Origin of the sequence: Clostridium beijerinckii (assembly GCA_003129525.1) — a bacterium.
Classification (GTDB): Bacteria; Bacillota; Clostridia; order Clostridiales; family Clostridiaceae; genus Clostridium; species Clostridium beijerinckii_D.
The window spans coordinates 1,275,721-1,289,512 of the sequence record CP029329.1 but is presented as its reverse complement, the minus strand read 5'-3'; the positions used below and the strand labels follow the sequence as shown (position 1 = coordinate 1,289,512).

Annotated in this window: 9 protein-coding genes; 1 reads left to right on the top strand and 8 read right to left on the bottom strand. The window is 28.6% G+C overall.

The annotated features are described in order from the left end of the window. Positions 1-160 precede the first annotated feature (160 nt). The 7 genes from DIC82_05585 to DIC82_05555 form a co-directional block, all read right to left on the bottom strand. A complete protein-coding gene (locus tag DIC82_05585; protein AWK50538.1) occupies positions 161-1,306 on the bottom strand; it encodes a mannitol-1-phosphate 5-dehydrogenase in 1,146 nt (381 codons plus the stop codon). Between the two features lies 1 nt (position 1,307). Next, positions 1,308-1,748: a PTS mannitol transporter subunit IIA gene (locus tag DIC82_05580; GenBank protein ID AWK50537.1), complete on the bottom strand. Its 441-nt coding sequence runs from the start codon at positions 1,746-1,748 to the stop codon at positions 1,308-1,310. Next, complete coding sequence (locus DIC82_05575; GenBank protein AWK50536.1) at positions 1,749-3,797, bottom strand: transcription antiterminator BglG; 2,049 nt, start codon at positions 3,795-3,797, stop codon at positions 1,749-1,751. 457 nt (positions 3,798-4,254) lie between these two features. Then, positions 4,255-5,658 (bottom strand): PTS mannitol transporter subunit IIBC, encoded by a 1,404-nt coding sequence (locus DIC82_05570; protein AWK50535.1) that lies wholly within the window; start codon positions 5,656-5,658, stop codon positions 4,255-4,257. A gap of 267 nt (positions 5,659-5,925) precedes the next feature. After that, on the bottom strand, positions 5,926-7,140 hold the full coding sequence (locus DIC82_05565; GenBank protein AWK50534.1) for a hypothetical protein: 1,215 nt from the start codon (positions 7,138-7,140) through the stop codon (positions 5,926-5,928). 215 nt (positions 7,141-7,355) lie between these two features. After that, complete coding sequence (locus DIC82_05560; protein AWK50533.1) at positions 7,356-10,535, bottom strand: AcrB/AcrD/AcrF family protein; 3,180 nt, start codon at positions 10,533-10,535, stop codon at positions 7,356-7,358. A 4-nt stretch (positions 10,536-10,539) separates the two neighbouring features. After that, positions 10,540-11,760: an efflux RND transporter periplasmic adaptor subunit gene (locus tag DIC82_05555; protein AWK50532.1), complete on the bottom strand. Its 1,221-nt coding sequence runs from the start codon at positions 11,758-11,760 to the stop codon at positions 10,540-10,542. A gap of 328 nt (positions 11,761-12,088) precedes the next feature. On the opposite strand from DIC82_05555, the gene DIC82_05550 reads away from it, so the two are divergent. Then, positions 12,089-12,574, top strand: coding sequence for a transcriptional regulator (locus DIC82_05550; GenBank protein AWK50531.1), 486 nt, complete (start codon positions 12,089-12,091; stop codon positions 12,572-12,574). Positions 12,575-12,632: 58 nt separating this feature from the next. Here the strand turns inward: DIC82_05550 and DIC82_05545 are convergent, their stop codons facing one another. Beyond that, positions 12,633-13,769: a methionine biosynthesis PLP-dependent protein gene (locus tag DIC82_05545; protein ID AWK50530.1), complete on the bottom strand. Its 1,137-nt coding sequence runs from the start codon at positions 13,767-13,769 to the stop codon at positions 12,633-12,635. Positions 13,770-13,792 lie beyond the last annotated feature (23 nt).

Genomic DNA, 13,792 nt, shown 5'->3' with positions numbered 1-13,792 from the left:
ATTTCTTTGAATTGTCTATATTATATATATATTTTTAATCTTACTTTTTTGTTACAAAATGTAGCTTCAAATAAGACATGATACCTTATATGGATTATTTTATTACTATAAGTATAGTAATAAAATTAAGGTGGATAAAAATCCACCTTAAAACGCATTTCTATATTGTTAAAACAGCTGTATATGCTTTCTCTATTTTCTCTAGTAAATCATTATCGTGTATATTGGCTACTTCTGCTATAGCACCTTTTATTCCTTTTTCTTTTATTAGCTCTTGTAATTTTACACTTTGTGCATCATCTGCATTAGTATAATGAAGTGCTGCACCTACTCCTAATAATAGATTATCTACGCTAAAGCCAAATCCTTCAGCAGTCATTAATGGTTTTACTAATCTATCGCTATCGCTTAATTTTCTAAGAGGCTCTCTACCAACTCTTGATACATCGTCCTTTAAATATGGATTTTTAAATCTTCCAATTATTTTATCTATATATTTAGCATGAGCTTCTGCATCAAGTTTATGTTTTTCTACTAATCCTGTTCCGCTTTCTGTCATAGCTTTTTTAACAACATCATATATTTTTTCATCTGCAATACTTTCATCTATTGTACTATACCCTTTTAAGTTTCCAATATATGCTGTAATTGCATGACCAGTATTTAATGTGAATAATTTCCTTTCTATATATGACATTAAATTACCTGCTAAGTTCATTCCTTCTATTTTAGGAATTTTTCCTTTAAATGCTTTTTCTTCAACATTCCATTCATAGAATTTTTCAACTACTACATCTAAAATGTTTTCGCTTTTAACGGGTGGAACTATTCTATCTACAGAACAATCTGGGAATCCAACAAATTCTTCTAAATAAGCTCTTTCATCTTCATTTAAACATTTCTCTACTTCATCTTTTAATTGTGAACTTGCTTTTATAGCATTTTCACATGCAATAATATTTAATGCTTTTTTAATTCCAGCTTCTTTTCTTAATTGTATTCCTTTAGCTATTGCAGGTGCTATTCTTGGCAATACAACAAGGCCTACAGCTGTTGTTATAATTTCAGATTCCTTTATTTCTTCTAAAATTGCATCTGTTATTGAACTAACTCCACTTATGTTTTCAACTACTATTTCTTCACATTCTACATCCATAACATGTATTTTATATTTTTTATCTTCATTAATTTTATTTATCACTTCATTATTTACATCTGCAAAAACTACATTGTATCCAGCTTTTGAAAGTAGTGCTCCTATAAAACCTCTACCTATGTTTCCTGCACCAAATTGAATAGCTTTCATATTACATTTCCCCTTCATCTATAATTTTTATTATTTCTTCTGGAGTTTTTGCATTTCTAAGTCTTTCAACATTTTCTTCATATTGAACCGTTAATGCTATTTTAGATAGTATTTCCATGTGTTCTTCACCTTTTCCAGCTATTCCTATTACAATATATGCAGTGTTTCCTTCACCAAAATCAACACCATTAGGATATTGAGCTATAACTATACCAGATTCTATTATTTCCTTCTTATATTCATTCATACCATGAGGAATAGCTACACCATTTCCCATGTAAGTTGTAACTTCCTCTTCTCTAGCTTTCATTCCCTCTATATAATTTTCTTTAACATAACCTCCATTAATTAAAAGAGTACCTACTCTTTCTATTGCCTTACCTTTAGATTCTGAAGCAACATTTAATATGATTCCTTCTTTTACTAAAATTTCTTTTCCCATTTAATCTTCCTCCTCATTATTAATAATATTAATTAAATAGTTTCTAATATCTATAGCATTACTTGATTTTAGTACTTCAACAAATTCCTTCTTTTCTATTAGTGAAACACTTATCTTCCCAAGAACTTTAAGTATATAATTACTTTCATTATTTCTTGCAAACATAACTATAAATGTATCCACCTCTTCAGTTGAAAATCCTATACTTTTCATAGCTAATGGCTTTTTTATTCTATACACTCCTACAAATGGAGACTTAATTTCATCACTTCTTGTATGTATAAGAGCCACATGAGCTCCAGGAATAACTACATTTCCATTTTTTTCTCGTTTAAAAATAAGTTCTCTTATTACTTCTTTATTTTTTCCAATATTGATTTCACAAATATCTTCTACAATGAAATTTATTAAATCTTCAAATAAATCACTATTTGATTTTTTTAGTTGAAAATTCTTAACCATAACATTAGCTAGTTCATATTCATCATTGGTGACATTATCATCATTTATCTTATCAAATAATTCCACTTCATTTTTGTTATTAACTTTAAAATTAGATATAAAATTACTAATTCTTTCAACATCAGCTTCAGTCATAAAAGGAGAAACTACGATTAACTTTTCTTTTATTTTAAATCTAATAGGAACCGTCGATAGGATTAAATCATATTTATCCTCATCAATTACATTATTAATATCATGTAAAGATACTAAATCAATAATGTCTATATCATTAAAACGAGCTTTTACTTTACTACATAACATTCTTGAAGTACCTATCCCATTTGGACATACAACGATAACTTTAATATTCTTTGACATAGCTTGTTGATTTTGTATAGCAACAACTATATGCATGGTTATATATCCTACCTCTTCAGGAGGAATTTTGAAATTATATCTTGAAAATATAAATCTACATGTATTCTTTATAATCTTATACAATTCTGAATAATGCTCTTTTATTTCATGAATTAATGGATTAATAACTTTTAATCCTAAGTTTAACATATAAAATGTTTGCCTAAAATGTTGGGCTAGATCTTTTATTAATTGCTCATCATTTGCAATATCTACATGTATTTTTTTGGATATATCTTCTGTAACTTCTTTCGATATACTCTCATAATTAATATCTGATTCTACAAAATGTTTATTATTAAAAAAGAATTTATAGTCACTTAAATACAAACATAAATAAACTAATTCATCTTCTGGTATCTTTATATTGTTTTTTTCCAACATCTGCCCCAAAAACTGTATTCTTTTATATTCCTGTAGGGATAAAATATTCTTTTTAATTTCATCAGGTAAATGTATAATTTCATCGTCTTCAGCCTTCTTTATAGATAAAAGTACTTGAATAAATAAACTAAAATATTTAATATCATTTCCTTTTAAGTAATTAAAATCTATATCTTTTAGTATTGATTTTACTAAGTTGATAAGCTCATTTCCAAAAACAATATTAAAAAAGGCACTAACCATTTGATCAACTTTTTCATCATAGAGAAACGCTAATAAATCTTCAAATGGTTTAAAATCAAAGAACAATTCTACTAATGTATTTCTTTTATTCCACTCTGACCCTTGAATACTTATTCCATAACTTCTTTTTCTAATGACACACAAGTTTTTAGAAACTAGTCTTTTTTCAATATTATCTATATCAAGACTTATACTACCCATTACTACATTAAATTTATGACCAAAGTATGAAGCTTTTAACGGCTCCTTACTAACTAAGAGTTCACATATAATTATTATTTGCCTTTGTTCCTTACTAAACAACCACGGGATTGGAACCATCTGTAATGAATTTTTTATTTCTTCTATATTTTCTTCATTTCCGGAAATGCTTAACTTCATATCTTCATCATTAAATATAAGTACTCCACTTTTCTTTAGCTGCTTATTAATGGAAGAAATTTCTCTTAAAATAGTTCTTTCACTGATATCAAGATCCTTATGAAGACGTTTTATATTAGAAGTGCCTTCACTTAATACTGTATTTAATATAAATTGTTGTCTAGGAGTTAAATTATCCATATATTTCACCCCATTTTTTTGATTATTATTTAATATATTTATAAATTCTTCACATTTAGATTACTATACCATGACTTCCAATTCCTATATTATATACAATATTACTTCCTTGGAGTCTAATAAGTAATATTGCAGGGATGAATACATTCTTTAAACAGAATATTTGTTATCTTCTTAATAGTTTTCATAATTAGAATCTCTTATTTTAATTAATATACTAAATAGTATTTCCTTCATTTATTATATTAAACTATCTTAAATGTGTTTTCAATTTAAACAAGTTCAAAGTTGCGATACGTTTCCAATGACAAATTTAAAATTTATTAATATTTAATAAAAATGCTTTTAAATTCATTGTTTCTTTACTATATAGAAAAGGGACTGTTGCAAAATTAATCATTTTGCGACACTCCCCTTTAATGTTTTTCAACTCATTTTCAATCTAATTTATTTATTATTATTTTAATGTGTTTATAAATTCATCATACTTTGAACGATCTAAAAAGTTCTTAACTGTAATTATATCAGCTTTACCCGCTGTATTTCTTGCTCTTTCATATAAGTTTTCTTGAGTAAATACTACATCAGTACCATCTGGAATGCTATCAACTGATGAATGTTTAACTGTAATATCACTAATTCCAGCATCCTTTAAAGCCTTTTTAAGAATAGATTCTCCCATTGCAGAAGATCCCATACCTGCATCACAAGCAAAAACTATTGATTTAATATCAATTTTTAATGCTTGAGATTGTGGAGTTTGTCCACCCTTACTTTCTACTTTCATATTTTTAATTTTAGCTTGAGCCTCATCAAAGCTTTCTGTTTCTTGATCATCTTTTGAAGACTTAAGAATTATTGAACCAACTAAGAATGATACAACAGTTCCTACGATAACACCTGCTAAAACAGACATGAATCCACCTTTTGGTGTCATAGCCATTACTGCAAATATACTTCCTGGTGAAGCTGGTGCTGCAAGTCCTGCTCCTGTTAATACAAAAGTTAAATCTGCACATATTCCACCTGCTATTACTGCTAATAGTAATAATGGTTTCATTAAAATATATGGGAAATAGATTTCGTGTATTCCTCCAAGGAAGTGAATTATTATAGCTCCTGGAGCTGATTGTTTTGCATTTCCTTTTCCGTATAAAGTATAAGCTAAAAGTATACCAAGACCTGGACCTGGATTTGCTTCAAGTAAGAAGAATATTGATTTACCAATTTCACCTGCTTGTTGTATTCCAAGTGGAGATAATATTCCATGATTAATTGCATTATTTAAAAATAATATCTTAGCTGGTTCAACGAATATAGCTATTAAAGGTAACAATCCCATATTTGTAACTATTGTAGCCAAATTTCCCATTCCATTTGAAAAAGCTGTAACTACTGGTTCAATACATGTATAAGCTAAAAGTGATAAAATTCCTCCAAAAATTCCTGCTGAAAAGTTATTAACCAACATCTCAAAACCAGTTGGAACTTTACCTTCGAAGAATTGATCTACTTTTTTAATTACGTATCCACCTAATGGTCCTACTATCATTGCTCCTAAGAACATAGGGATAGAAGCACCGATTACAACTCCTGTTGTTGCTATTGCACCAACTACTGCTCCTCTTTGACCATATACCATTTTACCACCTGTATATCCAATAAGTATTGGTAACAAGTAACTTAACATAGGACCTACCATTTTAGCAAAGTATTCATTTGGAATCCATCCTGTTGGAATAAATAATGCCGTTATTAAACCCCAAGCAATAAATGCTCCAATGTTAGGTAATACCATTCCACTTAAAAAACTACCTAACCTCTGAACTTTTCCTTTAAGAGACGATTTGTTATTTTCCATAATAAAACCTCCTATTTAATTTTTTATAATTAATATTAGTTCTTTCATTTATTATACTATCCCATGATGAATACCTTTTCAACTTAAACAACTTCAAATTTGTGTTACGTTTTTAATGACAAATTTAAAATTTCTAACAATCATTATTGTATTTCTTTGTTTTAACAACTATAAGAAGTAACAAAATGCAGCTAACAATTGTTGTTCATTAATTGTTAACTGCATTTAATCAATCTCTATATTTATTTGACAATTAATAATTGGAAATTAATTATTAATCAACCATGGTTTTTGGATATTATTTTTAAGTTTATTATAATTATCAATTAATGTTCTTAAATTAGTTTCTAAATCTCCGTTAGCTAAAACTTGACTATTATATTGAGTTTTAGTTAATAGTCCTAAATCCAATTTTAACTTTGCATTTCTTAGATTCTTATTATTAACTTCAATATTACTCTTCATAACATTAATTTGATTTTCTAAATCAAGAAGACTTGTATAACTTTCATTTAATATTTTCTTATAACTCTTTTTCTTTTCTTCTACCCCAACTGATGCAGCACTCGAATTGTATTTTGTTTCTAAAAATGTTTTATAACTTGCTACTGCGTTTTGATACTTTTCATTAGCCGTTTCAGTTGTAACTGTCCCTACTTTCTCTCCATTCACTCCAACAACTGATGCTACCTCATCTGAAAATTCACTTTGTTGTGGTACATCAATATCGTTGCTCTTAAGATCTTTTATATAGTCTTTTAACAGATCACTGCTATCTTTATCATATTCACAATATTTTTCAACTACTTTATCTAAATAATTATCTACTGAACCATTTATTCTAAACACTTCATAATCAGCATCTTGTTCTAAAACATAATTATTTAAATCTTTACTTGTTAAAACTTTTAAATAATCTTGACTGTTTTTTAATTTATTTTCTGCTTTTGTTTCATTATTCTTTAAAGTGTCAAGTTCAATTTGCGAACTTTTCATATCTATTGAAGTTATTAATCCTAAACTTTGCTTTAAGTGAGCATCATTAATTTCTTTAGTTTTAATTTCAATTTGTTTTTTTAATTTGTCTAGATTTTTTTCTTGTGTTACTAAATCATTATATAAATTAGTAATATTTTGTGAAATTTGATCTTCTAGAAAATCTTTATTTTGCTCTTCTTGCTTTACTTTTACTTCTTGACTGTCATATAGATATCCATCATCATCAATATCTTCTTGAATATCAAGCTTGTCCTTTTCAAGATTAATCTTTTTTATCTGTAAATTTATCTTATCATTACCACTTATCCCTGCATCTATGGCATCGCTTAAAGTAAGTACTGGTTTTATTTTTGCTTGTGTACTTGTTTTAACGGTCGCAGTTTTTTGAGAAGTAGAATCTGCTGCAAATACTGGCATAATACTCCCACTCATAACACTTACTCCAATTGCAACTGCAACTAATTTATTTATATTCTTTCTCATATCTATTCACCTCTGCATTAAATTTTACCTTGTGCATATTAAAAAATATGCTTATATACTAAGTTTACTCTTTTGAATATGTCTTATTATTAAATACATCTTTTTTTCTTAGTTAAAGGGACTATTTCAAATTCTCTTTAATTATACCTTATATTAATTAAAATCAAAAATAGCACCTTTTAATTTGTTATCTTATTAATTTTATTTTTTCAAACCTATTTTTCTATCTTTGTATTCTTGTCTATTACTTTAGGTTCTATTTCATTATTTGTAAATTTACTAAACTTAGGGCTTATTTTTTCTTTTTTAAATTGTTCATACTTATCTGATATCTTCCCAGTTACTTTATGAATTTTATCAGCAAATTTACTTTCTAAATTATAGAAAATAACATAAATGACTGGAATCAATACTAATGTAACTAATGTTGAAACACTAAGACCACCTATAATTATTACCCCTAGTGATTGCATCATTTCTCCGCCTTCTTCTAAAGCTAATGCTGTTGGTATCATACCCATTGTGGCTGTTAAAACTGTCATTATAACTGGTCTTAATCTTGCTGAAGAACCTTTTGAAACTATTTCTTCTATGCTTGCTTTTCCTTCCATAGATTTTCTCAGTTGTTCAATATAATCAATCATTACTATACCATGATTAACAACAATACCTACTAGCATAATCATACCTAACATACCTATTATACTAATTTTTATCTGAGTTATTAACAATATCGCAACAACACCAACGAAAGCAAATGGAATACAAGTCATTATAATAAATGGCTTACTAAATGATTCAAATTCAGCTACCATTACCATATATACTAATATTACTGCAATTAGCATTGCAAATACAAGTCCACTCATAGAGTCATTCATCATTTCTGCGTTACCACTAGTAATTACTTCATAATCCTGTGGTAAATTTAATTCATTTATTGCAGCTTTTGATTTTGTAGTTGCTGTTCCTGTATCTACTCCCTCAAGGTTAGCTGTAATATCTATTGAATAATCTCCATCTGTTCTACTAATTTTCTTCAATCCATCTGCCATTTTTATGTCTGCTATTTGTCCAAGTGGAATTTCTTCACCAGTTTTAGACATAACTTTTATTTGTTTTATATCTTCTAAATTATCAATGCTATTTCCTTCAAATTTCAAGTTAACATCTACTTCATAGTCATCTATCTTAGCTGTTGTTACTGAATCTCCAACTACAGCTGTGTGCAATAGCGAAGCAATTGATGAAGCGTTAATACCATATTCATTTGCTTTTTTCTTATTTATTATGAATTGGGCTTCCTCTGATGTATCAGCAATGGATGTTTCTACATTTTCAAATCCTTCTATACCACTTAACTTATCTTGAACTTGTCCTGCTAATACATCTAATGTATCTAAATCAGGTCCCTTTAATTGCATAGAATAATCTGAACTACTACCTGTACTGTAACTACTGCTTGCTGCAACTGTTACTTTACAATCTGGCACAGTACTCATTATATCAGCTATTTCTTTTTCCATTTCATCTGTAGATTTTTTTCTTTCTTCTTTTGGAACTAATTCTACATTTATGCTAGCACTATTCTCATTACTAGATGTTTTTAATGTTGTTATTACTGTTTTTATTTCTGGAATATCAGAAATCTTCTCTTCTGCCATAGAAACATAATAATCACTTGGTTCTAATGACAATCCTTCTGGCAATTCTATATTTATACTTAATTGACCTTTATCTGATGCTGCCATAAACTCCATTCCTAAAAATGTAGCTCCAAATATAGAAGCAACAAATAATCCAGTACTTATTATTACCACTATGCTTTTATGCTTTAATGAAACATTTATTAGTTTCATATAAGCTTCACTTATTTTATCAAAAATAGGAGAAGGTTTTTCCTTCATTTTTGCAGCATTTTTTCCACCACTTAGTTTATTAAACATACTAGGTACAAGTGTAAGTGCTACAATTAATGATACTGTTAACGCAGCAATAATTGTTTTGGATAAAGCTTGAAATATTATTTTAGTAATACCATCAGTAAATAATATAGGTAAAAATACGCATATTATTGTAAGTGTTGATCCTGTAATTGCACTAGTTACAGTTCTTGTCCCATCCAAAGCACATTCTTCATTGGTTAAGTTTCCTTTTTGCTTATACTTAAATATATTTTCTATAACAACAATTGAATTATCTACAACAAGTCCAACCGATATTACCAATGAACTTAAAGTAAGCATATTTATTGTTTCACCAGTAAAATAAAGAAAGGCTATTGCACCTATTATCGATGTAGGAATTGCTAATGATACAGCAATTGATGCTCTAATGTTCTTTAAAAACACTAAAATTATAATAAATGCAATAGTAGAACTTATAAATATTTCTGACATTACATTATTAATAGAGTTTGTAATATATTCACTTGAATCACTAACAACTTTAGTCTCATATTGTGCATTGCCTTTACTTAACTCTGCTACGGCTTTATTAACGCCCTCCATAACTTCTATTGTATTAGCATCTTGTTGCTTCTTAACATCTATTATTAAACTTTCATTGCCGTTGAATCTATATACATCCTTTTTCTCTACAGTACCATATTCAACATTACAAATTTCATCTAATCTAACCGTTTGTCCTTTATTGGTAGAAATTTGAATTTGCTTTACATCCTCTAATGAATTTATTTGATCCATTCCTCTTAAAACAATTTTATCTTCCCCTTCAATAATAGAACCGTATGGGAAAGTTTTATTAGTGCCTTGTAGTGCACCTTTGATTGTTGCCAAACTAACATTATAACTAGATAATACTGCTGGATCTGCTGTTATATTAACCTGTGATTTTTCTCCGCCCACAATATCTGCTTGTGTAACGCCATCTACAGTTTTAATTTTTGTTTGTACAACATCTTCTGCATATTTCATTAAGTCGTCATTATCTTTACCACCTGAAATAACTAATCTCCCTATAGAACCTGCACTAGTTACATCCATTTTAATAACTGATGGTGTTTCTGCATCATCAGGTAATTGACTTTTAACTTCATCTACTTTAGATTTAACATCATTTATTACAGTATTTACATCAGTTCCATATTCAAATTGTATTACAACAACTGAAACACTTTCTTGTGATTGAGTTACTGTTGTACTAACCTTTGAAACCGCTGAAACTTTTTCTTCTATTTTCTCACTTATTTGCTTGTCAATGTCCTCTGGTCCTGCCCCTTGCCATACAGTTTGAATTGATAAAACTGGTATGTCCATCTTTGGCATTGTATCTGCCGTCATTTTTGAGTATCCTATAAGACCAAACATAATTAGTACTAAGAAACACATAACTATAGTAAGAGGACGCTTAATTGCAGTTTTTGTAAAACCCATATTATTAATCCTCCTTTGTTACTGGGAATATGCTAGTTCCATCAGAAATTAGGCTTAATCCACCAATAACTACTGTATCATCTTTACTTATTCCACTTTTAATTTCCATCGTAGTAGCTGTTTCAATGCCTGTTGTAATTTCTGTTTTAACTGATTTATTACTTGAATCTGCTATGTATACATACTTTTTACCATCTTCTTCAAATATTGCTTTTTTAGGAATTGTTATTGCTTGATCTTGTTTTTCTATACTTATTTGAACATCTGCTGACATTCCTGCTTTAAAATCACCTTGTGAATTATCTACGAGTATTTCAATATTATATAGTGATGTTGTTGCATTAACTACTGCTGGTACATATCTTACTGTACCTTTAACTGATTTATTGTTTATTGTAACTTCAACTTCTTGTCCAGCTGTAAACTTAGGTAAATCAGATTGAGTTACATTTAAATCTATTTGCAACATATTGGAACTAGAAATAACAAAAGCAGGTTTTTGTTGCGTAGCCATTTCATTTGCATTAAAGTTTTTAACTGTTATTGTCCCATCTGTTGGTGCAACTAATGTAAGTTTATTTAAATTACTAGTTGCCACTTCATATGCCACTTGTGATTGATTTAGTTGTTTTTCAGCTAATTCCTTTAATTCTGGAATGCTTTTCCCATTTGAAGTATCATACGATTTTTGTGCCATATCTAAACCTTGTTTAGCTTGATTTAATGAAACTTCAGATTTTTTATATACATCTTCACTTATTGCTTCTGCCTGATAAAGTTGAGTATTAAGATCATGATTTCTCTTAGCTTCATCATAAGACAATTGTGCTAATTTTAGTGAATTATTTAATGAATTTTGTTGACTTTCTATACTTCCATCTGTTGTATTGGCATAATTTGCTTTTGCAATCTCTAAAGCTGCTGCTGCTTGTTTTACACTATTTTGTATATCATCACCTTTAATTGATAAAAGCTTATCTCCTTTTTTCACTTCTTGACCTAGCGTTACATATGTTTCTTGAATAGTTCCACCTATTTCTACTGTAACTGATGTTTCTTCTTTAACTTTTGTAGTTCCAGTAAATGTATTAGTATTTTCTATTCCACCACCTTTAGCCATTTGCACTGATACAGCTATTGGCTTTTCTTCTTCTTTAGGCGCTTGTCCACATCCTGTGAGCCCTAATGAACTAAGTACTAAAAATAATGCTAAATATTTTTTCATGTTTTCCTCCTGATTTTAAAAATGATATTTTTATAAATTTTTAATAATTCATCAATAATCCTTTATAATTTTAAAGTAAAATTTTTAATCATATAAAATAAATCTAAGTTGTATTTTTAGATTATTTTTACCTTAACTGAAACCTAATTCCAAGTTATAATTTAAATTTATTGATTAGTATTTAGATAATATGCTAATATATTCTATTCATAGTATTGATTATATTTTTATAACTATTATAAGTCAATAACTTTTTTCTTGTTTTCAAATTGTTAATAGTTTATACTTTATTTAGATACCATTTTATCGTAGGAAGGATTGTTTTATTATGGATAAAGATGATTTATTTAAAGTTGCAGATTCCCTAGTAAACTTTTTATGGATTATTCAAAATAATATACTTAAGGAAACTGATATAACTAAAAATTTTCACTCTTCTATAAATTGCGGAGATGATTGTGTCCCGAACTTTTCTATTCCTCCATCCCATGTTAGAGTTATTTTTCACCTTTTGAAATTTAATTCATCTCCTATTTCACAAATAGCAGATAATTTAGGAATATCAAAGTCTAACATGACGCCTATTATAGATAATTTAATTAACTATGGACTGGTCAATAGATATCCTGATTCTCGTGATAGAAGAATTCTCAGAGTAGAATTAACTGATAAGGCTTCCAAACTATTGGATTCTTTTAGAATTGCGATTTGTAATTCTTTTGTAGAAAAAATATCTCCTCTTTCTGATGATGAGGTAGTTATGTTAAATGATTCTATATCAAACTTAATAACAATATTAAAAAAATTAAATTAAAGTATCAAAAAAACTAGCCAATATATTAATACTGACTAGTTTTTTAGTTCTAGATTACTTATTTTTCAATTGCTTCTTTAAACGATTCTATCAAATCTTCTATATCTTCAAGCCCTACAGATACTCGTATTAATGTATCTGTAATTCCAAGTTCTTCTCTTTCTTCTTTTGGAATTGATGCATGGCTCATTTTAGCTGGATATGAAACTATAGTTTCAACGCTGCCTAAACTTACTGCTACAGCTACATTTTTTACATTGTTTAAGAAAATTGTAGTTCTTTCTAACGTCTTAAACTTAAAAGATAAAACTGCACCTGCACCATCTGCTTGTTCTAAATGTACATCTCTTCCTTCCATTGACTGTAATCCAAGATAATAAACCTTCTCCACTTCTTCTCTTGATTCAAGCCACTCGGCTAGCTTTTGAGCACTTTTTTGTAGTGCATCTAATCTAACTTTCAGAGTTTTAATTCCTCTAACCAAAAGCCATGAATCTTGTGGCCCAAGTACAGCTCCAAATGTATTTTGTATTTGATAAACTCTATCTCCAAGTTCTTTTGTTTTAGTTACAACAAGTCCTGCTATAACATCACTATGTCCACCTAAAAACTTAGTTGCGCTGTGTACAACTATATCCATACCAAGCTCTAATGGTCTTTGTAGATATGGTGACATAAATGTATTATCTACTATTGTAATTGCACCATTTTCTTTAGCTATTTTACTAGCAGCTCTTAAATCTGTAACTTTTAATAATGGGTTTGAAGGAGTTTCTAAATAGAGTCCCTTTGTATTTTCCTTAAAAGCGTTTTTCACAGCTTCAATATTCGATGCATCTACAAAAGTAAATTCAATATTAAATCTTGAAAATAATTTTGTTGTTGCCCTATATGTTCCACCATATACATCACCACAAATTATAATGTGATCTCCTGCTGAGAATATTGATAATACAGAACAAATAGCCGCCATACCTGAAGCAAATGCAAAGCCACATTCTCCGCCTTCAAGTTCTGCTATTAATTTTTCTACTACCTCTCTAGTTGGATTTCCTGATCTTGCATAATCATATTTTCCAAAGTTCTCTATATCAAATTGGTGAAAAGTTGATGTTTGATATATCGGAGTACTTACAGAACCTGTAGCAGGGTCTATATCTCCACTTGCATGTATTAATTTAGTTCCAAAATTCATAATTTACACCCCAATCATATTTA

What these genes read in the sequence shown, in the direction of transcription:
- DIC82_05585 (AWK50538.1), bottom strand. Translation starts at nt 1,306, where the DNA reads ATGAAAGCTATTCAATTTGGTGCAGGAAACATAGGTAGAGGTTTTATA.
- DIC82_05550 (AWK50531.1), top strand. Translation starts at nt 12,089, where the DNA reads ATGGATAAAGATGATTTATTTAAAGTTGCAGATTCCCTAGTAAACTTT.
- DIC82_05565 (AWK50534.1), bottom strand. Translation starts at nt 7,140, where the DNA reads ATGAGAAAGAATATAAATAAATTAGTTGCAGTTGCAATTGGAGTAAGT.
- DIC82_05555 (AWK50532.1), bottom strand. Translation starts at nt 11,760, where the DNA reads ATGAAAAAATATTTAGCATTATTTTTAGTACTTAGTTCATTAGGGCTC.
- DIC82_05545 (AWK50530.1), bottom strand. Translation starts at nt 13,769, where the DNA reads ATGAATTTTGGAACTAAATTAATACATGCAAGTGGAGATATAGACCCT.
- DIC82_05570 (AWK50535.1), bottom strand. Translation starts at nt 5,658, where the DNA reads ATGGAAAATAACAAATCGTCTCTTAAAGGAAAAGTTCAGAGGTTAGGT.
- DIC82_05575 (AWK50536.1), bottom strand. Translation starts at nt 3,797, where the DNA reads ATGGATAATTTAACTCCTAGACAACAATTTATATTAAATACAGTATTA.
- DIC82_05560 (AWK50533.1), bottom strand. Translation starts at nt 10,535, where the DNA reads ATGGGTTTTACAAAAACTGCAATTAAGCGTCCTCTTACTATAGTTATG.
- DIC82_05580 (AWK50537.1), bottom strand. Translation starts at nt 1,748, where the DNA reads ATGGGAAAAGAAATTTTAGTAAAAGAAGGAATCATATTAAATGTTGCT.